This window comes from Peptostreptococcus canis, assembly GCF_014229965.1.
Lineage (GTDB): Bacteria > Bacillota > Clostridia > Peptostreptococcales > Peptostreptococcaceae > Peptostreptococcus > Peptostreptococcus canis.
On the sequence record NZ_JABGBW010000001.1, the window covers coordinates 269,482 to 290,589 of the forward strand.

Below are 21,108 nucleotides of genomic sequence, written 5' to 3' on the forward strand. Positions count from 1 at the left end.
AATGAGAAGGCCTAGAAGATTAAGAAAGAATAATTCAATAAGAAGTTTGGTAAGAGAAACAAGATTATCTATGAAGGATTTTGTATATCCAATATTTGTTGTTGAGGGAGAAAAAATAAAAAGAGAAATAAAAAGCATGCCGGGCGTATATCATTTTTCAATAGATAAGTTAAAAGAAGAAGTAGAAGAAATAGTTAATTGTGGAATTAAAAGCATAATGATCTTTGGTGTTACTAAAGATAAGGATTGGTGTGCAAGTTCCGGTTTTAAAGATGATGGTATAGTTCAAAGAGCTATAAGAGAAATAAAAAAAGTAAATAAAGAGTTAGTGATTATTACCGATGTCTGTATGTGTGAGTATACTGATCACGGTCACTGTGGAATTATAGATAATAATGGTTATGTAGATAATGATAAAAGTCTAAAATTTTTGTCAAAAATTGCATTGAGTCATGCAATAGCAGGTGCAGATATGGTGGCTCCGTCCGATATGATGGATGGAAGAGTGAGAGCAATTAGAGAGACCTTAGATAAAAACGGATATGTGAATGTAGGAATTATGGCATATAGTGCGAAATATGCATCTAATTTTTACGGTCCATTTCGAGAAGCTGCTGAATCAGCACCATCTTTTGGAGATAGAAAAACATATCAAATGGATTCATCAAATTATAAAGAAGCTATGTTGGAATGTGAATATGATATTCAGGAAGGTGCAGATATTATAATGATAAAGCCAGCACTTTCGTATTTGGATGTGATAAAAGGAGCAAGTGAGATTTTTGATGTGCCTCTAGCTGCATATAATGTAAGTGGAGAATATTCTATGCTTAAACTTGCGGTAAAAAAAGGACTGTTAAAAGAGGACGTAATATACGAATCAATTATGTCAATAAAAAGAGCCGGTGCAAATATTATAATTACATATTTTGCAAAAGACATGGCAAAGTATATAGATAGATATTAGGAGGAAGCAATGTTTTATCCTATAATGGTGGATTTAGAAAAACTGAATATACTTGTAATCGGTGGTGGAAAAATATCATATAGAAAAGTTTATTCAATGATTGGCTATGTAGAAAAAATTATCATTATTTCACCGGAATTTATAGATGATTTTCTGGAACTGGAGAAAAAGTTTGAAGGTGTCATTTTGATTAAGAAAAAGGTTGAATATGTGGATATTGACAATATGGATTTAGTTTTTGCGGCCACAGATAATACCGAATTAAATAGCAGTATTAGTGAGTATTGTAAGAATAAAAAAATATTAATAAATTCTGTAGATAATCATAAAAATTCTAATTTTATTAACATGGCCTTTTTTGAAACGAAATATGATAGTAATGATATAATAGTAAGTGTATCTTGCCTGGGCAAAAATCCAGCAATTTTAAAAAGGATAAAAAATAAGTTGAAATATTTTTTTGAATAGAGATTGAAAACATGAAATATCTATGTATTATGTAAGTTAGATTGTGTAAGTTGAATGACAAGGAGTATTATTATGTATATTGATGATTTAAATCCTGCTCAAAAACAGGCTGTAGAAAAAACGGAAGGCCCCGTACTTATTTTAGCAGGAGCAGGTTCGGGCAAAACAAAAGTTTTGACAACCAGAATTGCCTATCTGGTAGAGGATAAAAATGTGAATCCGGGTAATATACTTGCTATTACATTTACAAATAAAGCAGCTAATGAAATGCGTGAGAGAGTTGAAAATATGGTTGGGGAAAGTTCACATGATATGTGGATCTCTACATTTCATTCTTGTTGTGTCAAGATATTAAGAAAAGATATTAATAAAATAGGTTATAATAGAAGTTTCGTTATCTATGATGCTTCAGACCAGATAACACTTGTAAAAGAATGTATAAAAGAATTAGATCTTAATGATAAGAAATTTGAACCAAAATCCATTATTTCTACAATATCATCTGCAAAAGACAAGCTTATGGATCCAAAAGAGTTTGCAAGACAGGCAGGTACAGATTTTTGGCTAAAAACAGTAGCGGAAGTCTATGCTATTTATCAGGAACGTTTAATTAGAAGTAGTGCTTTAGATTTTGATGATTTGATATTCAAGACAGTAGAATTATTAAAAACAAATGAAGATGTATTGAATTTTTATAGAGGAAAATTTAGATACATAATGGTCGATGAATATCAGGATACTTCAAGAGCCCAATACGAGCTTGTGAAGATGCTGGCAATGGGACACCAGAACATATGTGTAGTTGGGGATGATGATCAGAGTATATATGGCTGGAGAGGTGCTGATATAAGAAATATACTGGAATTTGAAAAAGATTATGATAATGTATTTGTAGTTAAGTTGGAACAGAATTACAGATCCACGCAAATAATTTTGGATACCGCTAACTATCTAATTGCAAATAATACAGAAAGAAAAAAGAAAAAACTTTGGAGTGATAAAAAAGATGGAAAACCCGTCAAAGTAAAGCTCTTAAAAAATGAAGTAGAAGAAGCTAATTATGTTGTAAACGAAATATATGAAAATTCTATGGAAACTGGAAGAAATTTTAGCGAATATGCAGTATTATACAGGGCAAATGCTCAGGCAAGAGCAGTGGAAGATGCATTGAATAGATTTCAAATACCTTATAATATATATGGAGGCACGAAGTTCTATGAAAGAAAAGAAATAAAGGACTTAATTGCATATCTGAGAGTGATAGTAAATCCTCAAGATGATATATCCGTTAAGAGAATAATAAATGTTCCTAGAAGAGGAATAGGTTTAAAGACTATTGAAAAACTTGAAGATAGAGCAAGTATGATGAAAGAGAGTCTGTACTCTGTTCTTTTAGATGTAGATAACAATTCTGATATTTCTACAAAATCAAAGAAAGGAATAAATGAATTTGTAGATTTGATAGGAATATTCAGATCCATTTCTGATGGTTATCCACCTAGTATTATGGTGGATAAAATACTGGAGATGACAGGATATTTAGCTGAATTAGAGGCACAAAAGCTAAAAAATGAAAAATTACAAAATGGAAAATCTGAGGAAGCACAAGACAGGATAGACAATCTACAAGAGTTTAAATCTATCGCTATAGAATATGAAAAAAGAGATGATGGCAGTGAGGAAGTAAAAAATTTAAGTGATTTTTTAGCCAATATATCTCTTTCAAGTGATATGGATGATGAAAATTCTAAGGAAATGGAAAAAGTATCTTTGATGACAATGCATTCGTCAAAAGGTTTAGAGTTTCCAGTAGTTTTTATAGTTGGTATGGAGGAAAAAGTATTTCCTATAGCTAGAGCGATTTCCAGTCTGAATGATTCTGATATAGAAGAGGAGCGAAGGCTTTGCTATGTAGGAATAACAAGGGCTATGAGAGAGTTATATCTAACACATACAGCAAGTAGAACTCTTTATGGTAAGACTAATGTGAATTTAAAGTCCAGATTTTTGAAAGAGCTTCCCGATGATAGTATTGAAATTTTAGATTCCACTATAAAACCGGTAGAATATGCAGGAAAAGACTACAGCTTACTTCAAAATTATGCACAAAAATATAAAAATTCAATGAGTGTGAATAAGGCCAAAGAAATAGGTGCTAGAATACTTGATAATAAAAATGAAATACAAATAGATCAGGATGTTGATATTAAGCGTAGTGAAGGAAAAGGGGCAGATTCGTATAATGTAGAAAGTATTCCAAAGGTAAAAAAAGGTACTATAATAAACCATCCGAGTTTTGGTGAAGGGGCAGTAATATCAAAATTAGGAGGAGAGATTACAGTAGCTTTTAATAAAAAAGGTGTGAAAAAGATAAATTTGGAATATACAACTATAAAAGTATTGAAATATTAGTATAATTAAAGTGCATTGAAAACAACTTGTAATATGGAAAATTATGAGAATGTATGAGAGTATATATTCAAAAAAGCATTATACGGAGGTGTGAGATGATTAAAAAAAATGCTAGCGAACTGGCTAATGACTTAGTTGATTATATCAATAAAGGACCGACAATGTTTAATGCTGTTCAAAATTCTATAAAAATGCTTGAAAAAAATGGATTTAAGGAATTGGACAGCAAAAATAAATGGAAACTGGAAATAGGAGGCAAATATTATGTAAGTGTTAACTCCTCCGCTCTTTTTGCATTTATTATAAATGGTGACAGGGTTGAGGAGTATGGTTTTAGAATAATAGGAAGTCACTGTGATTCTCCGGGATATAAATTAAAACCCAACCCGGAAATAAGCACAAAAAACGGCATTAAGTTAAATGTAGAGCCTTATGGGGGTATGATAGCAAGTACTTGGTTTGACAGACCTTTGGCAATTGCTGGTAAAGTAATGACTAAAAATAAAGCAAATGTATTTTCACCTAATGAATATATTATAAATATAAAAAGACCTGTTTGTATTATTCCCAACCTGGCAATTCATATGAATAGAAATATAAATTCGGGATATGAATATAACCAGCAAAATGACATGATGCCTGTCGTATTGGAATCAGGAGAAAATTTAGAAGAAAATTATATTTTGAAATTAATACATAAAGAATTAGACGAAAAAATTGAAATAGAAGACATATTAGATTTTGAGCTTTACCTATATGAATATGAAAAAGGAAGTGTTGTAGGTGATTGCAATGAATTTATATCTTGTGGAAGATTAGATAATCTTGCAAGTGCTCATTCAAGTATACTAGCTCTGATAGACAGTTCGAAAAATAAAAAAAGTGAATTTAGTGGTATTAGTCTTGTATCATTATTTAATAATGAAGAAATTGGAAGTCTTTCAAAAGAGGGGGCAGGTTCCAATTCATTATTGAATATTATAGAAAGAATATGCATATCACTAAATAAAGACAGGGAAGATATGTTAAGAAGTTTTGAAAATTCTTTTATGATTTCTGCTGATCTTGCCCATGCACTTCATCCTAATAAGCAAGAAAAGGCTGATATTACTAATAAACCAATATTTGGCAAAGGGCCAACTATAAAAGTCCATGCAGGAAGAGCATATGCTAGTGATTCATTTTCGGTTGCTGTATTTAAATCTCTTTGTTTGAAGAACAATATTGATTATCAAATTTTCGTAAATCGCTCTGACATGAAAAGTGGAAGTACTATAGGTTCAATAATCACATCAAGTATTCCTATACCTATTGTAGACGTTGGTATACCTATATTAGCTATGCATTCTATAAGAGAATTGGCATTTGTAGATGACTATATGAATTATTATATGTCAATGTATTATTTTTTTGAATAATTAAATACAATTTTTTGACAAATCTGAAAAAAACATGGTAACACTTTCACAAATATGGTATAATGTAAAAAAGGTTGTTTTCAAACTAATCGAACTTAAAAATTTATATTTAAAGAGGTGATATCATGGAACACAAGAAGAAAGTCAAAGCGATAAGCGTTGAAACCTTTGTATTTTTGGCAATATTTCTTGGTGGATTTATTTGGCTAGGAAGTATTATGGGTGTAGGTATGATGTTTAAAACGATGATGGCGACCGCCCATGATTTATTATTGCAAACTTCATTTTTCATAATGGCAATGGCGGTATTGGCTGGTGCTATAAGTGCATTGCTATCAGAATTCGGAGTAATAGCGTTAGTTAATAAAATATTTGCGCCATTGATGAAACCGATATGGGGACTTCCAGGTGCTGGTGTTACTGGTGCAGTAGCAACGTATCTTTCTGATAATCCAGCAATTATACCTTTTGCAAGTGATAAGACATTCACTCAATACTTTAAGAAATATCAGGTACCAGCTCTATGTAACTTAGGAACATCTTTTGGTATGGGACTTATAGTTACAACATTTATGGTGTCTCAAGGTGATGAATACATTGCACCTGCATTGATTGGTAATTTGGCAGCTATTATTGGATCAATAGTAAGTGTAAGATTAATGTTAATTCAAACTAAAAGGTACTATGGTAGTTCAGCAAACGAACAATATGAGACATTGGATACTGATGGGGTAGAAGATCAGAACGAATTTAGATACATTAGGACAGGTAATTTATTCCAAAGGGTATTGGACGCACTATTGGAAGGCGGTAAGAATGGGGTTGAAATGGGATTAGCCATTATTCCTGGCATACTTATTGTATGTACATTTGTTATGATGCTAACATTCGGACCTGGTGAAAATGGATACACAGGTGCAGCCTATGAAGGGGTTAAACTTCTTCCATTATTAGGATCAAAGCTTCAGTTTATACTAGAACCAATGTTCGGGTTTAAATCAGCAGAAGCTATTGCAGTACCAATAACATCATTAGGTGCAGTTGGCGCGGCCATATCTTTAATACCTGAGTTAATTAAAACTGGCAAAGTAAGTGCAAATGATATAGCAGTATTTACAGCAATGGGTATGTGTTGGTCAGGGTATTTAAGTACTCATATAGGTATGATGGATGCTTTAAAAGCTAGAGAACTAGCAGGAAAAGCTATTTTATCTCATACTATAGGTGGTATTGTAGCGGGTATCGTTGCACACTTTATATTTATGATTTTTATATAAGTAGGGCTTTAGTATTAAATTTAAATAAATAAAAAGAGGCTATATAGCCTCTTTTTATTTATTTAATTATTTCATAAGTATCATCAGTTAATACAAAGTTGTTTTTTAATCCTTTTGTAAGAATTATTTTTTTATCTTTTGTAACGAAAATTGCTTCAATATTTTTTTGATTTTCAATAAATTTTTTTCCTTTCTCAATACCAAGTCCATAAGTAGAAGTTGAAAGAGCATCTCCATCCATAGAAACTTTTGAAATGATTGATACAGAGTTTAAATTATTGTCAAAAGGATAACCTGTTTTTGGATCCATCATATGGTGATAGATTTTGTCTCCATCTTTTATATATCTTTCATACGTACCCGATGTAACTACTGAAATATCACTACCTTTAATGTATCCTATAGCTTCAGACTTTTTTTCATATGGAGCTTGTATACCTATTTTGAAATTAGAATCGTCCTTTTTTCCAACTACATAAACATTACCACCCAAATTGATGATAGCACTAGATATTTTTTCATCTTTCATTAAATTGGCTATTCTGTCGGCAGCATAACCCTTTGCTATTGCGCCTAAATCAATTTTCATACCCTTTTCCTTAAGAAAAATTGTATTTTGTTTTTTATTCAACAAGACGTTTTTGTAATTTACAAACTTTAAATTATCCTTAATTTCTTCATTCTTAGGAACTCTAGCTTCTTCATTTCCTATATTCCATAAAGATGAGATTGCACCTATCGAAGGATCAAATACACCCTCTGTTAAACCGGCATATTTTAATGCATTCTCCATAACATAAAATGTTTCTTCAGATACTTTAACTGGCTTTATACCGGCATTTTTATTAACTTTATCAACTTCTGTATTACTAAGTTGTGAACTCATCTTATTATGCACATCTATAAGTATTTTTTCTGATTTTTTTAAGATTTCTTCAGAGTGTTTTTTATTATCTTTCAATATTTTTATGTCATTTACCGTACCGAGATAATAGTATGTAGCTGACACATCTTCCTTTTTATTTTGCTTTCCAAATATATACACCCCTATTAGTATTACAAGAACTAATAGAGATGCAATTATTTTTAAGTTTTTCTTATCCATTTTCTTTCCTCCCTAAACTCAATAATTATATTATATAATACTATCTCTCATTTGTGAAACATTATATTAAAATAAGCAGACCAAATTCGGTCTGCTTTATACTTACATTTTTTCTGGTTCTTCGTAGTCTATTCCTTTTGTATCCACTGTAAAAGATTCGATTTTTTGTTCAACTTTAGGTTTGTCACCAAATCCTGTTTTTGTTTCTGCTATTTCATCAATGACTTCAATACCTTCAATAACCTTACCAAAACTAGCATATTGACCATCTAAATGCGGAGAGTTTTGATGCATAATAAAAAACTGTGATCCGGCTGAGTTTGGATTCATGGCTCTAGCCATTGAAAGAACTCCTCTTTCATGTTTTAGATTATTTATAAATCCGTTTGATGTAAATTCACCTGCTATAGTATATCCGGGACCTCCCATTCCGGATCCTTCCGGACAACCACCTTGAATCATAAATCCATTTATAACTCTATGGAATATTAAACCGTTATAATATCCTTTGTTTATAAGAGAAATAAAGTTTTTTACTGTATTTGGAGCGATATGAGGATAAAGTTCAGCTTTGATTACACTACCATTTTCCATTTCTATTGTTACTATTGGATAGTTTTGTTCCATTTTTTCACCTCTGTTTATAATAATTTATTAAAGTTTCTCAACTTCTGGAGTTAAATTAGGTACCAGCTGTTTTTTTCTTGATACAAGTCCTTCCACAAATACACCTTGAATAGGAGTAACGTTAAAAGCGTTTCCAACTATTTCATCTGGTGATTTGTAAAGTAAATATGAACCTTCATTTATTATATCTGTTATTGCAAGATAAAGCATATCATAATCGGATTCATTTATATAATTCAAGAAATCGTCTTTTTTACTCATTACAGCATCTATATCAAGAGTCATTACCTGACCGATACCAACTTTTTTTGAGCCCATTTCAAAAGCCTTAAAATCCATATTTACAATATCTTCAACTGTATATCCATCAAGAGATGTACCTGCTTTAAACATTTCCATACCATATTTTTCATAATCAACGCCGGCTATTTCTGCTAATGTTTTTCCAGCTTCTATGTCATCATTTGTAGTAGTAGGAGATCTAAAGATTAGAGTATCTGATAATATAGCTGATAACATAAGTCCTGCTATTTGTTTTGTTATTTCGACATTATTTTCTTTATACATAGAATAAAGGATAGTGTTTGTACATCCTACAGGTCTTAAAGTCATACTAAGAGGTGCTGCAGTAGTCATTCCTCCTAATTTATGATGGTCTACAATATCTACTATAGTCGCTTTTTCCAGACCGTCTACACTTTGTCCAAATTCATTGTGATCTACTAGACAACACTTGTCATTTTCATCTACTGATTTCAACATTTTTGGAGGTTCAACACCAAAATAGTTAAGAACAAATTCCGCTTCTTTTCTTAATTCACCTAGTCGACATGAAACTGCGTCAATTCCTAAAGATTTTTTGAAATTTGTCATTACCAGACTTGAGCAAATTGAATCTGTGTCTGGATTTTTATGTCCGAATACTAATAAACTCATTATTATTCCCCTTTCGATTTATAATTATTTAATATATACTTATTTATTACCCTAATATTATACCAAATAAATCTTATAATTAAAATAAGCTTAAAATAAAAATAGAGTAAATAGTATACATTATAATGAAAATAATATAGAATAGTATTATATGGGAAGTTATTAAAAAAATAATATAAAATTAACTATTTGATATAGATTAGTAAAAATTTAATGTGAAATAGAGAGGTATAGTCTATGAAGATTAACTACCAGATGAAATTGGATAAAATAATAAACGACATAAAAAATGAGGAATATGTACCAACATTATTATTACATAGTTGTTGTGGACCATGCAGCAGTTATGTTTTGGAATATCTTTCAGAATATTTTAGTATAACTGTTTTTTATTATAATCCCAATATATATCCTTCAAATGAATATTGGTACAGAGTAGAGGAACAACAAAAAATAATAGATTTGACAAGTGCTAAAAATTCCATAAATTTGATAACGGGAAAATATGATGTAGAAAGATTTTATAATATGACGAAAGGTATGGAAGATATGTCGGAAGGAGGGCATAGATGTCATCTATGTTATGAAATGAGATTAAGGGAGGCAGCCAAAATAGCACAAAAAGAGAACTTTGATTATTTTACGACAACGCTGACCATAAGTCCACATAAAAATTCTCAGGTATTAAATAGGATAGGCGAAAAAGTTGCTAAAGAGTTTGGAGTAAATCATTTGCCATCAGATTTTAAGAAAAATAACGGATACAAAAGATCTGTTGAAATAACTAGAGAAGCCGGACTCTACAGACAAGATTATTGTGGATGTGAATACTCGAAAAGGGAAGCCGAAATCAGAAAGATTAAATCAGAAAAAAAGAAATTAAGAGAGGATATGAAAGAACTTTCAAAAACAATAAGTTTAGAATATATGATGGAGTCAGATAAAGCTATTACGGATAAAATATTGAATTCTCAGGAATATAAGAAAGCTAAAAATATTTTTTGCTATATAGGTGATTATCCGGAAATTAATACCAGATTATTTATAGAAAAAGCCATAGAAGATGGCAAAAAGATATCGGTGCCATTATGTATAGATAATAGCAATATGAAGGCATATAGAATAAATTCTTTAAATGACTTAAAAGAGGGAAAGTTTGGAATACCGGAACCTGATCCGGAAATTTCAAAAGAAGTATTAAAAAGTGAAATTGATCTAATTATAGTACCGTGTTGTACTGTTGATTCAAGTGGAAATAGGCTTGGATTTGGAAAGGGATATTACGATAGATTTATGGATGAGTACACTGGAAATAAACTCCTACCAATAAGAAAAAAGCAAATGGTAGATAAAGTTCCAATAGAAGAACATGACCATAAAATAAAACTTATAATTACTGAATGATAAATTTGAAAATTATAAGATGAACTAGAAATATATTTATTTAAATAAAACCTATAATTATAAAATAACGGTTTTATCTATATGACTAAATATTTGGAAAAGCTACTTTGAATAAAATAATGGGGGTTACATATGATTAATATTGAAGGACTAAGAGTAGAATATGGAAGTAAGGTGGCAATTGAAAATTTAAATCTGGAAATAAAAGATGGAGAAATTTTTGGACTAATAGGACATAATGGTGCAGGAAAATCCACTACCATAAAGTCATTAGTAAGTATTATTAAGCCCACAGCAGGAAAAATCTTTGTAGATGGGCTCAATTTGGAGGAAAATAGACTTCAAATAAAAAATATAATAGGTTATGTTTCAGATTCCCCTGATATGTTTTTGAAAATACCCGCCAGATCGTTTTTGGAACTAATTGCGGACATTTATGGAATAGACGATGATAAAAGGGATGAAAGAATAGAATATTTAAGTGAAATTTTTTCTTTAAAAAACAGTTTAATGGGAACTATTGAAGAATTTTCTCATGGTATGAGGCAAAAAATATTTGTAATTGCAGCTCTTTTATCAAATCCGAAGATTTGGATACTAGATGAACCTATGACAGGATTAGATCCACAGTCATCATATAACCTGAAAGAAATGATGAAAGAACATTCAAAAGCCGGTAATACTGTTTTATTTTCGACTCATGTATTGGAAGTTGCCGAACAGATTTGTGATAGAATTGGAATATTGAGTAAAGGAAAACTCCTTTTTGTCGGGACAATGGATGAGCTTAGAGCAACCTATCCCGGAGAAAATTTGGAAAATATATATCTTGATATGGTTAACACAGAACATCATTTAGAAATAGGTGAAGCATAGGAGGATAAAGTATATGAAAAAATTGTTAGGTATTGACAGTGTTTTTACTAAAATATTCAACTTGAATCTCTTGTATGCAAATCCGATGTATACCTCAAAAGCTATGAAAAAAGAAAAATATAGAGAAAATCCGGAGGAGTTATATAAATCTATATTTCTATATACATATATACTCGGATCAATTGCAATGTTGATAATATATGGATTTCTTTTTTTGATGGTAGATTTTAAAAAAATGCCATATATGCTTGATTATTCAATAGGATTTTTTCTAATTATGAATATTATACAAACATTTACATATTTTTTTAATGTGTTTTATGAAAGTAGAGATATGGAAGCATATATGCCACTTCCTGTTTCTGAAAGAACTGTATTTAAGGCAAAATTAGCAGTAGTATCAATAGCAACCATACAATTATCTATTCCAATTATATCTTTGGTAAGCATTTTTTATTTTCATAATGGTATAAATCTATTGATATCTATTTTATTAGGGATAGTTTACTTTGTTCTGATTGGAGCTTTGGTTATTGTTATAGATTTATGGATAATGCAGCTTCTTGTCAAAACAGCAATACTTTCTAAGTTTAAAACGAGTATAATAACAGTGATAAGTACAGTCGGTATGTTTGCAAATATTGTTTTTATTATCATGTTACAAAATACAGCGAGCAAATATGCTATTAAAAGCATCTCTAATAAAAAAATTGTGTACGGGTTTTTATCGAAGTTATTATTAAGTGGTTATGGATGTATAATTTTTATATTAGTAACATTTTTTACTGTTGGAATAACTTATAAATTTATACTAAGAAATATTGAGGGTAATTTTTATAAAAGTATTAACGATATAAATAATATTGGTAAAAATACAAAAAATAGTACGAAAAGAGAAGATGGCTCCCGAAAGTATAATCATCTGCAAAGTGGCGATCAACTAAATTCAAAGAAAACAAAATCGAAGTATAGTCTTTTCAAATATAATTTAAGTTTGATAAATGATTCTACCGTAATAACTCAATCTATTATAATGCCTACTATGTTGCCTATAATTATATTCGTTCCATCTTTGATAAATAATTTAAGGTACAGTGGAGGGATGAACTTTATATCGAGTAATGCCACACTAATAAGCATAGTAATGGGAGTATTTCTAGGAGTCATGATAAATTTTTATCCTACCAATTTGGCAGCTATAATTATTTCGTTGGACAGAGAAAATTTTATATACTTTAAGGCTTTGCCTATAGACTTGAGAAAATATATAATGGAAAAACTAAAATTTGTCTTAAAAATAAGTTTGATAGTACCAATTATAACGATTATAGTATCCGGTTATCTAATGAAATTTGGATTTGTGAATATATTGATAAGTATATCACTTTTTGTAATAATGTCCACATCAATTTCAGCTAATTGGTTGATATATGATTATAAACATTTAATGATTGATTGGCATAACGTGTCGGATCTTCAAAATAGAATGCCTAAGGCAATTGCAATAACTGTATTTATTGTATTTATAATAATATTTTCAGTATCATTTGCAATACTAGGAGTTGTAGCTACAATGGGATTGACGATTCCGTTGATAGCATTTATTTTATTAATAGCAGCGGGAGTAGCTCTTATATCTTATCTAAGATTTAAGAAGTTTCTAAAAGAAATTAAATAATTACAAATACTGAGAAAATAGTACATAAAAAATAGAGTGGTTCGAAAAGCTGATATTTTCCAAGTTGATTTTAGATCGACTTTCTGGAATAAGAACAGTTCCTGAACTACCCTATTTTTATTTGTAGAGTAATCTTATATTTATTTTAAGTTGGCAAACTTATAAAAATTAAAGTGATTTAGCAGCTTCTAAAGCCTTATCATAATCCGGATGATCAGTTACTTCTGATACATATTCAACATATCTCACAACATCATCCTTATCTATTACTACAATACCCCTATTAAGAAGTCTGAATTCTTCAATTAAAAATCCATAGTTCAGACCAAAAGTAGTATCTTTATAATCAGATACAACTATAGCATTTTCTATTCCTTTAGCACCACAGAATCTCGCCTGAGCAAAAGGTAGATCACAACTTATAGTAATGATCGCTACATCATTTAATTTTGAAGCTTCTTGATTGAATCTTATAGTCTGAAGCTCACAAACTCCGGTATCTACAGAGGGTACAATGCTTATAAGCTTAACTTTTCCCTCAACATCCTTTAATGTAAAAGGGCTTAAATCTCCTCTAAGTGCAACGAATTCCGGGGCTTTATCTCCAACTTTTATTTCTTTTCCTAACAATGTTACAGGATTTCCTGCAAAAGTAGTTATTGATCTTTTTTCCATTTTTAATATCCTCCTTAATATTGAATGTATAATACATTTTATTTGAATTAATCACTATGATATTAAAATACCCATCAGATTAGATTGTATTCACAAAATTATAAAAAATAACAAAATAATTAGAAGAAGTTAAGTTAGAAAAAAAATAATTAAATTTAAAAAAAGAAATAGCTTTTTTATTGATTTATAAAAAAATAGAATAAGTTTATAAAAATCTAAAAAAATCTAAAGAAATACTATTATTTTTGAATATTATTATTCTTGTAAAAGTGTTATACTAATAATAGATTTTTTATAACCCTAAACTAAATAAACTAAAATAAAAAAAGCCATTTATATTTTTATTGTGGCTTTTTTTATTTTAGTTTATTCCACCATACCGGATAAAGCATGATTTTTTCTAAAAATACCAGGAGACATACCCGTGTGTGAGGTAAATACAGTTGAAAAATATGAAGCTGAGCCAAATCCACAAGCAGAACTAATTACTTCCATGGTTTTATTGGTTTGGAGTAAAAGAAGCTTTGCATGATGAATTCTGTGTTGTGCAAGGTATGAGGTAAAACTTTGCCCCATATGTTTTTTAAAAGTTTGAGACAAATAAGTACTGTTTATGTGCAATATATCTGCAATATCACCTATTAATATTTGTTTGCCTATATTTTCTTCTATATAATCTATTACACTTTGAACTAAAGGATTTCGTGAAACTATTTGCATATCAATCATTTCAGAATAATATGAGTCTATAATACTTTTTGAAATTTTCATAAATGTATCCTTATCAAGATGATTATGCATAAGTAAAATATTTGCATAACAGCATTTTGTAAGGGATATATCATATATAAACAGTAAATAATGGTATATACTGTAGTTTAGATTATTCAAGGCCAATCTATAGCCGATAGTATTATTAAATCCAACCAGTTTCTTAGTTCTTAAAATAAAGTGATCATACGCTTCTTGGTGTTTGCCTTTGCATAAATCTTCACATAAAACTTTATAATCTAAATGAAGATCGAATTTATCCAAATTGATTAGTTCCATGGTTTCCCCCCTTTAATTAAGAAATGCAAATACGAATCGTATATAAACTTAATTTTTCTAAAAGTAATAATTGAATTGAATTGAAAAATAAAATCATTATTCAAATTGAATTATACACTATTTAGTCTATAAAATCAAATTAATGACAAATTTCTAAGTATAAACCTAATAATTTTTAAATAATTCCCTAAAAAATTTAATTGATAATAAGAATTGATTTTGATATTATTATAAGGTAGAGGTATCTGATACAAAATTTTATGTATTTACATAATATTTAAGATAAATATATTTTTAGAGATTGGAGTTTTTTATATGCAGAATCAAAACAAAAGATTTTTAATAAATATTAACTATCTAGTGATATTGTTTTTAGTAGTAGGAATATTGGTATCTAGTTTTTCTTTTTTCAAGTCACATGCAGAAAATATACCAGATGGGAATTATAAAATTCCGATAACATTAATGCACAAATATGATGAAGTAAATTCAATGGGAAATAATGCTATAGTTCAGTATGGTATTTTAAAGGTTAGAAATGGAAAACCTACCATGAAAGTAAGATTTGTCGCTTTAACTTTTCTTAATTTTACAGGATATTTGAGTGAATTTTTAGTTGATAATAAACCTGTAAATATATTATCTACCTATGATATATATGATGGTTACAATCACCCTGAAACAGGTAAGGATAAAAGATTTAAAGGTAAAAAATATCCCAAAGATATGGAGTTTGATATTGAAATAGGAGCTAGAGACATTCCCGTACATGTATATGTTCCGGTAATGGGAGAATTGGCGAGTGGAGATCAGGATGCCAGATTAAGAATAAATTGGCCAAATAATTATAATGCCGTTAAAATATCAGGCGAAAGTTTTGACGAAGATTCATCTACATCATCAGCTGATGCTCCTAGTATTTCAGAAGATGATTTAATAAATCGGGCTTTTGGATCAAAGGATAATAGAAACTTACCAGTGCTTGAAAAGGGTGAAAAAATATCTTTGGAAAATGGTCATTATTCTGTAAAAGTATCACTTTATCATGAGCGTGAAGAAAAGGATTCTATGGGTAATGCAGCAATGATACATGATGGAGAATTATATGTCAAAGATGGAAAAGCTAAAATGCTTATTGGAAGTGATAAAATGAGTTTACAAGGAATAATTGCTTCTTTGGTATCACTGCAAATTAGAGATGATAATGCCTACTATCATTTTGCTCAACCACATGCTTTTGATTTATCAATTCCCGGAGAACAAGATAAAAGACCGGAAGTATTTAGTTTTGATATAGAAAGAAAAGATCCAATGATTTATGTAAAAGTGGATCCAAAAGTTAAACCTATGGGAGAAATACCCGTAGGTGCAAGATTGAAATTCGATTGGAATACATTGAGAAAAATAGATAGGTCTGAAACTATTTTATATAAAAAAATGATAAATGGTACTCCTAGAAAAAAATTTAATCCAAATGAGAAATTATACAAGGTTGTAGATGGAATTGAATTATTTGGACCACCAAGTTCATTTAATGAAAATGTAAGTTTTAAAGTAAATAAAATACAAGGGGGAGCCAATTATTTAAAAATCGTTAAATCTGTTGGAAGGACTACAGCTATACATATGTATGAATTTAAAGTAGAGAATGATTTTGGTATTCCTATGAAGGCAAAAAAAGACGTAAAAATAAAAATTAAACTTCCTGTTGGAATAAAATCTATAAAGGCTATAAGAGCATCAGATATGAGTGAACTAAAATCTGAGGTATCAGGTGGATATGCGACTTTAACATTGAGAAAATTTGGAGAAATAGCATTGGTTGATACGAGTTCGGGGAAAGGTAGTAGGAATGTAGCGACTCCTTCTAATAGAAACGGAGTATCTTCACCAAATAGAAATACAAAAAGAAGTGCTAATAATTTAAAATCAAAAAATACATCTGGGAAAAGCTCTTCAAACAATAAAAAAAATAATAGTAATAATAATCGAAATAGTGATGGTGATTCAGATAAAAAAAATACACCTATTAGTTTAACTAATGATGATAGTAATTTCAATGAATCCATTAAGAATCAAGATAATTTGGATACAGAGGAAAATAAAAATAATATTCAAAATTATGAGCCTAAAGAAAATGCTAAAGTTCTGTTCTTCTCGATATTACTTTTATTGGCTTGTGGTGGGTTAGCAGGTTACTCATATATCAAGTTTGGGAAAAGTTTATTATATGAAATACAACTTGGTGAGCAATTGAAAGAAAAATTAAATGGTGTGAAAACTGTAAATGACAGAATTCAATATTAGAAAAAGGAGGTTAGAACATGGTAAATAATAATTTAAAAAAGTTCAGTGCCTTTCTTTTGGTAATATGCTTTATATTTTGTCTTTATGGAAAAGCAGAGGCTGCAGAAGTATACACGGCAGAAGCAAGAGGGTACTATAAACATCCCGTAACTGGAGAAATAGAAGATTCAGGAAACAATCCTGGAATTGGGGATGGTATGGTAAGTAATACAGTATATGGTTTAGCGCTGATAGAGAAAGATGATAACGGAAAATTGTATGCAACAGTAAGATTAAATTTGAGAGATAAAATAGAAAATATTAAATTTTGGGTTCAAAATAGAGGTGACAACGGATTTGCACCAGTATCATCTGAAGAAACTGCAAATACAGGTCCAACAGGGGATTTTAGATTTGAAATACCAAACACGGAATGTGTAGTAAGATCCAGTTTTTTTGTTGGACCGATGTCAAGAGATGTGATCTTTTATATAGATTTTTCGTCTTTGGAGAGTGGAAGTGGTGACTTTAAAGTAATGGTAAATGTATCCGGGGATACATCTACCAATAGGCAAAACGATCGTACAGGAGAGGTAACAGCTCCAACACAAGCATCAGTGAGATCAAGTTCAGGTAATGCAAATTCATCTGGGAATAGTTCAAATTCTTCTCCAAATAACACAAGTAGGAATACGAATAAAAATAGCAAAAATACAAATAAAAATATTAATACAGGCCAAAAATTGAGTCAAAAGAATAAAAAAATAGATCTTCCTCATGGCCAAGGAGTAGTAGGGAATAATGGAGAAAAAAATGATTCTGCAAATAAAAAAATAAACCAGTCGGATTTAGGTTATGAGCATGGTTTACTTACCAACAAGGATTTTGATGATTCACAAACCTTATTCGGAACTACTCAAGAGAATGAATCAAATCATCCCTGGGGACCCTTTACTAAGGCTGTATTTACAATTGTTATAGTAATTATAGGTATTTTATTTAGCATATTTTTGCTTGGCGGTGGTTCAGTAGCATTTCTATATCATTATAAAAAAAGAAATAATCTGGCTATTGAAGAGATTTTAAGTTCGGCAAATAGCAAATCTGTAGCAAAAAAGAATGTGGATAACTGGAATGGAAAATATAGAGTAAATAAGGATGGTGGTGCAAATGTATAATATTGTGAAAAAGATAATGGCTTTTTCTCTACTGATTTGTATCATTATCATTGGAAATTCGGGTTGTGTAAATCAACATCCGGAAGGTGATAAAAAAACGGTAATAAATGATTTAAGGCAAATACCAACTTTAAAAAATCCAAGAGTCGTTGCGACTTCTATGGCAACAGTAGAAATAATGGAAAAGTTGAATGTGGACCTAGTTGGAGTTCCTGATAGTAAAATTTCGAAAATGCCGGGAAAGTATAAAAATGTGACTAAAGTTGGGATGGCTATGGCTCCTGATATAGAAATAGTAAAGGGATTAAATCCTGACTGGATATTTAGTCCCGTGAGCTTAATTAGTGATTTACAGCCAAAATACTCAAATGCAAATTTAAGATACGGATTTCTCAACTTGAATAATATACCAGGAATGTATAAATCGATAAAAGATTTAGGTATAATTTTGGACAGGGAAGCCGAAGCAGACAAGTTGATTAAAGATTATGAAGATTTTATGAAAGATTATAAGGAAAAGCATAAAGGAAAAAAGAAATCGAGAGTTTTGGTATTGATGGGGCTACCCGGAAGTTATATAGTAGCTACTAACCAATCCTATGTAGGCTCTTTAGTGGAACTTGCAGGTGCGGAAAATGTATACACTTCAAATTCAGATCAATTTTTAAATATAAATACTGAGGATATGTTGAAGAAAAACCCGGACATTATTTTGAGAACAGCTCATGCACTTCCGGATGATGTCCAAAAAATGTTCAATGATGAATTTAAAAATAATGATATTTGGTCGCACTTTGATGCAGTAAAAAATAATAAGGTATATGATTTAGATTATAAGGCATTTGGTATGTCGGCGAAATTTAACTATCCAAAGGCACTTAAGGACTTAGATAGTATTCTATATGGAGGTGATAAATAGTGGGTAGTTTTACCTTGAGAGAAAAAATAGCAAGGATTCTTTTAGGATCAGATACCAGAGGATTTGCTATAAACAATAAAAGAAAAACGATGATATTTTCAGTTACAATTTTATTACTGATAATAATATTCTTTTTTTCTGTTAAAGCAGGAAGTCTGAAAGTCTCTTTTGGCCAACTGATACATGGACTGTTTATACAAAGAAACCCAGATGTAGCTACTATTTGGGATTTGAGATTTCCCAGAGTGATAATAGCTATGCTTGCAGGTGCAGGTATTTCAGTATCGGGTGCACTTTTGCAGGCAGTGATGAAAAACCCTTTAACAGATCCTGGTATTATAGGAATATCATCTGCAGCATCTTTGGCAGCAGTATTAATAGCGACATTTGTTCCAGCGCTATACTTTTCAATTCCATTTTTTGCTGTTTTAGGAGGGCTGGGAGCATATCTATTAATATATTCACTTGCTTGGGATGGCGGTGTAAATCCTGTAAAACTTGTTTTAGTAGGGGTTGCTTTAAATATGACTTTTGTTGGATTAGGAGAGTTTTTTAAGGCTGCAGGTGGTCAAGGTTCTAATCTTTCCAAAGTTCAATCTATTATAGAAGGGAATATAGCGCAAAAAACATGGGCTGATGTCAATATGTTATTCTGGTATGTAATTATCGGTTTAATAGTAGCAATGTTGTTATCCAAAAAGTGTAATATTCTTTCTTTGGAGGATAAAACGGCGAGAGGACTTGGAGTAAATGTCGATAGAGATAGATTTATAGTTGCGTTAGTAGGAATAGTAATAGTAAGTATATCTACAGCAACTGTTGGAGTAATAGGGTTTTTAGGATTGATAGTTCCACATATTGCAAAACTTTTAGTAGGTAGTGATCACAGGATAAAATTGCCATATACCATGGTTTTAGGGGCTTTAGTTTTACTGATTTCAGATACAGTTGGAAGACTTATATTCGCTCCGTATGAAATCCCAGCAGCTATTATAATGGCAGTAATTGGAGGTCCTTTCTTCATCTTCTTGTTGAGAAGAGGAGGTGATAGTTTTGGAAGTTAAGAATTTAAGTTTTTCATACACAAAAGACTCACCATTAATAATAAATAATATATCATTCGGAATTGAAGAGGGAAAAATAACAACTATTCTTGGTCCTAATGGATGTGGCAAATCTACATTATTCTATCTTATGACAAAGAATTTGAGTCCAAGACATGGAGAAGTTGTTTTAGGATATAGAAAAATAGATTCCATGACTAATAGGGAATTTGCAAAAAAAGTAGCCATAGTCCACCAATACAATAAGGTTGCAAATGATATAACAGTGAGACAATTAGTGAGCTATGGCAGAACTCCTTATCAAGCCATGATGAAACGTCAAAGTGACGAGGATGATAAAATGATAGATTGGGCAATAAGCGTAACCGACCTGGAAGATGTCAGAGATAGAACCGTCAATTCAATGTCCGGCGGGCAAAAGCAAAGAGTTTGGATTGCTATGGCTCTTGCACAAGGAACGGAGTACCTATTTCTAGATGAGCCTACTACATATTTAGATATTAAGTATCAGTTGGAAACATTAAAATTGGTAAGAAGATTAAATAGAGAACTTGGAATCACGATAATCATGGTTCTTCATGACATAAATCAAGCAATTGCGTATTCAGACACAATTATAGGTTTAAAAAATGGAAAAATATTAATTAATGGAGAGCCAAATTCGGTTATTACAGAAGATGTAATAGAGTCTCTTTATGGAGTCAAGTTAAAAATTGCCAATATAGATGGCAATAAAGTCATAATGAATATATAGTCACATTTGTGAAA

Annotated in this window: 18 protein-coding genes; 13 read left to right on the top strand and 5 right to left on the bottom strand. The window is 30.5% G+C overall.

Going from position 1 to position 21,108, the window contains the following annotated elements:
- Nucleotide 1 precedes the first annotated feature (1 nt).
- The 5 genes from hemB (at nucleotide 2) to HLB29_RS01350 (ending at nucleotide 6,542) form a co-directional block, all read left to right on the top strand.
- Entirely contained in the window at nucleotides 2-967 is a 966-nt protein-coding gene (hemB, locus tag HLB29_RS01330) for a porphobilinogen synthase (protein ID WP_185623358.1), read from the top strand.
- A 9-nt stretch (nucleotides 968-976) separates the two neighbouring features.
- Nucleotides 977-1,435, top strand: a complete 459-nt coding sequence (locus tag HLB29_RS01335) for a precorrin-2 dehydrogenase/sirohydrochlorin ferrochelatase family protein (RefSeq protein ID WP_185623359.1) — start codon at nucleotides 977-979, stop codon at nucleotides 1,433-1,435.
- Nucleotides 1,436-1,507: 72 nt separating this feature from the next.
- On the top strand, nucleotides 1,508-3,847 hold the full coding sequence (locus HLB29_RS01340) for an ATP-dependent helicase (protein WP_185623360.1): 2,340 nt from the start codon (nucleotides 1,508-1,510) through the stop codon (nucleotides 3,845-3,847).
- Nucleotides 3,848-3,942: 95 nt separating this feature from the next.
- The gene (locus tag HLB29_RS01345) at nucleotides 3,943-5,265 is read left to right on the top strand and encodes a M18 family aminopeptidase (protein ID WP_185623361.1); all 1,323 of its coding nucleotides are present in this window, start codon (nucleotides 3,943-3,945) and stop codon (nucleotides 5,263-5,265) included.
- 125 nt (nucleotides 5,266-5,390) lie between these two features.
- Complete coding sequence (locus HLB29_RS01350; protein WP_185623362.1) at nucleotides 5,391-6,542, top strand: CD0519/CD1768 family membrane protein; 1,152 nt, start codon at nucleotides 5,391-5,393, stop codon at nucleotides 6,540-6,542.
- Between the two features lie 58 nt (nucleotides 6,543-6,600).
- On the opposite strand, the gene HLB29_RS01355 is transcribed toward HLB29_RS01350, so the two are convergent.
- From HLB29_RS01355 to HLB29_RS01365, 3 genes are all read right to left on the bottom strand, one after another.
- Nucleotides 6,601-7,647 (bottom strand): FAD:protein FMN transferase, encoded by a 1,047-nt coding sequence (locus HLB29_RS01355; RefSeq protein WP_185623363.1) that lies wholly within the window; start codon nucleotides 7,645-7,647, stop codon nucleotides 6,601-6,603.
- A 102-nt stretch (nucleotides 7,648-7,749) separates the two neighbouring features.
- The gene (locus HLB29_RS01360; RefSeq protein WP_185623364.1) at nucleotides 7,750-8,274 is read right to left on the bottom strand and encodes a peptidylprolyl isomerase; all 525 of its coding nucleotides are present in this window, start codon (nucleotides 8,272-8,274) and stop codon (nucleotides 7,750-7,752) included.
- A gap of 27 nt (nucleotides 8,275-8,301) precedes the next feature.
- Nucleotides 8,302-9,210, bottom strand: coding sequence for a manganese-dependent inorganic pyrophosphatase (locus tag HLB29_RS01365; protein WP_185623365.1), 909 nt, complete (start codon nucleotides 9,208-9,210; stop codon nucleotides 8,302-8,304).
- A 237-nt stretch (nucleotides 9,211-9,447) separates the two neighbouring features.
- Here HLB29_RS01365 and HLB29_RS01370 point away from each other — a divergent pair, with 237 nt between their 5' ends.
- The 3 genes from HLB29_RS01370 to HLB29_RS01380 all read left to right on the top strand — a co-directional run bounded on the left by HLB29_RS01370 (nucleotide 9,448) and on the right by HLB29_RS01380 (nucleotide 13,168).
- The gene (locus tag HLB29_RS01370; protein ID WP_185623366.1) at nucleotides 9,448-10,614 is read left to right on the top strand and encodes a 5-formyltetrahydrofolate cyclo-ligase; all 1,167 of its coding nucleotides are present in this window, start codon (nucleotides 9,448-9,450) and stop codon (nucleotides 10,612-10,614) included.
- 132 nt (nucleotides 10,615-10,746) lie between these two features.
- Nucleotides 10,747-11,490: an ABC transporter ATP-binding protein gene (locus HLB29_RS01375; protein WP_185623367.1), complete on the top strand. Its 744-nt coding sequence runs from the start codon at nucleotides 10,747-10,749 to the stop codon at nucleotides 11,488-11,490.
- 13 nt (nucleotides 11,491-11,503) lie between these two features.
- Nucleotides 11,504-13,168, top strand: a complete 1,665-nt coding sequence (locus HLB29_RS01380; RefSeq protein ID WP_185623368.1) for a hypothetical protein — start codon at nucleotides 11,504-11,506, stop codon at nucleotides 13,166-13,168.
- Between the two features lie 168 nt (nucleotides 13,169-13,336).
- On the opposite strand, the gene tpx is transcribed toward HLB29_RS01380, so the two are convergent.
- On the bottom strand, nucleotides 13,337-13,843 hold the full coding sequence (gene tpx / locus HLB29_RS01385; RefSeq protein WP_185623369.1) for a thiol peroxidase: 507 nt from the start codon (nucleotides 13,841-13,843) through the stop codon (nucleotides 13,337-13,339).
- A 366-nt stretch (nucleotides 13,844-14,209) separates the two neighbouring features.
- Nucleotides 14,210-14,893: a helix-turn-helix transcriptional regulator gene (locus tag HLB29_RS01390; RefSeq protein ID WP_185623370.1), complete on the bottom strand. Its 684-nt coding sequence runs from the start codon at nucleotides 14,891-14,893 to the stop codon at nucleotides 14,210-14,212.
- A 315-nt stretch (nucleotides 14,894-15,208) separates the two neighbouring features.
- Here HLB29_RS01390 and HLB29_RS01395 point away from each other — a divergent pair, with 315 nt between their 5' ends.
- From HLB29_RS01395 to HLB29_RS01415, 5 genes are read left to right on the top strand one after another with little or no spacing between them, the layout of a single operon-like run.
- Nucleotides 15,209-17,200 (top strand): NEAT domain-containing protein, encoded by a 1,992-nt coding sequence (locus HLB29_RS01395; protein ID WP_185623371.1) that lies wholly within the window; start codon nucleotides 15,209-15,211, stop codon nucleotides 17,198-17,200.
- A 17-nt stretch (nucleotides 17,201-17,217) separates the two neighbouring features.
- Nucleotides 17,218-18,357: a heme-binding Shp domain-containing protein gene (locus tag HLB29_RS01400; RefSeq protein ID WP_185623372.1), complete on the top strand. Its 1,140-nt coding sequence runs from the start codon at nucleotides 17,218-17,220 to the stop codon at nucleotides 18,355-18,357.
- Entirely contained in the window at nucleotides 18,350-19,276 is a 927-nt protein-coding gene (isdE, locus tag HLB29_RS01405) for a heme ABC transporter substrate-binding protein IsdE (RefSeq protein ID WP_185623373.1), read from the top strand. The genes HLB29_RS01400 and isdE overlap by 8 nt, the downstream gene beginning before the upstream one ends.
- Nucleotides 19,276-20,340, top strand: a complete 1,065-nt coding sequence (locus tag HLB29_RS01410) for a FecCD family ABC transporter permease (RefSeq protein ID WP_330604311.1) — start codon at nucleotides 19,276-19,278, stop codon at nucleotides 20,338-20,340. The genes isdE and HLB29_RS01410 overlap by 1 nt, the downstream gene beginning before the upstream one ends.
- A complete protein-coding gene (locus tag HLB29_RS01415) occupies nucleotides 20,330-21,094 on the top strand; it encodes an ABC transporter ATP-binding protein (RefSeq protein WP_185623374.1) in 765 nt (254 codons plus the stop codon). The genes HLB29_RS01410 and HLB29_RS01415 overlap by 11 nt, the downstream gene beginning before the upstream one ends.
- Nucleotides 21,095-21,108 lie beyond the last annotated feature (14 nt).

Bases quoted from the DNA above. Each gene is read 5' to 3' on its own strand.
- hemB (WP_185623358.1), top strand. From the start codon at position 2: ATGAGAAGGCCTAGAAGATTAAGAAAGAATAATTCAATAAGAAGTTTG.
- HLB29_RS01335 (WP_185623359.1), top strand. From the start codon at position 977: ATGTTTTATCCTATAATGGTGGATTTAGAAAAACTGAATATACTTGTA.
- HLB29_RS01340 (WP_185623360.1), top strand. From the start codon at position 1,508: ATGTATATTGATGATTTAAATCCTGCTCAAAAACAGGCTGTAGAAAAA.
- HLB29_RS01345 (WP_185623361.1), top strand. From the start codon at position 3,943: ATGATTAAAAAAAATGCTAGCGAACTGGCTAATGACTTAGTTGATTAT.
- HLB29_RS01350 (WP_185623362.1), top strand. From the start codon at position 5,391: ATGGAACACAAGAAGAAAGTCAAAGCGATAAGCGTTGAAACCTTTGTA.
- HLB29_RS01355 (WP_185623363.1), bottom strand. From the start codon at position 7,647: ATGGATAAGAAAAACTTAAAAATAATTGCATCTCTATTAGTTCTTGTA.
- HLB29_RS01360 (WP_185623364.1), bottom strand. From the start codon at position 8,274: ATGGAACAAAACTATCCAATAGTAACAATAGAAATGGAAAATGGTAGT.
- HLB29_RS01365 (WP_185623365.1), bottom strand. From the start codon at position 9,210: ATGAGTTTATTAGTATTCGGACATAAAAATCCAGACACAGATTCAATT.
- HLB29_RS01370 (WP_185623366.1), top strand. From the start codon at position 9,448: ATGAAGATTAACTACCAGATGAAATTGGATAAAATAATAAACGACATA.
- HLB29_RS01375 (WP_185623367.1), top strand. From the start codon at position 10,747: ATGATTAATATTGAAGGACTAAGAGTAGAATATGGAAGTAAGGTGGCA.
- HLB29_RS01380 (WP_185623368.1), top strand. From the start codon at position 11,504: ATGAAAAAATTGTTAGGTATTGACAGTGTTTTTACTAAAATATTCAAC.
- tpx (WP_185623369.1), bottom strand. From the start codon at position 13,843: ATGGAAAAAAGATCAATAACTACTTTTGCAGGAAATCCTGTAACATTG.
- HLB29_RS01390 (WP_185623370.1), bottom strand. From the start codon at position 14,893: ATGGAACTAATCAATTTGGATAAATTCGATCTTCATTTAGATTATAAA.
- HLB29_RS01395 (WP_185623371.1), top strand. From the start codon at position 15,209: ATGCAGAATCAAAACAAAAGATTTTTAATAAATATTAACTATCTAGTG.
- HLB29_RS01400 (WP_185623372.1), top strand. From the start codon at position 17,218: ATGGTAAATAATAATTTAAAAAAGTTCAGTGCCTTTCTTTTGGTAATA.
- isdE (WP_185623373.1), top strand. From the start codon at position 18,350: ATGTATAATATTGTGAAAAAGATAATGGCTTTTTCTCTACTGATTTGT.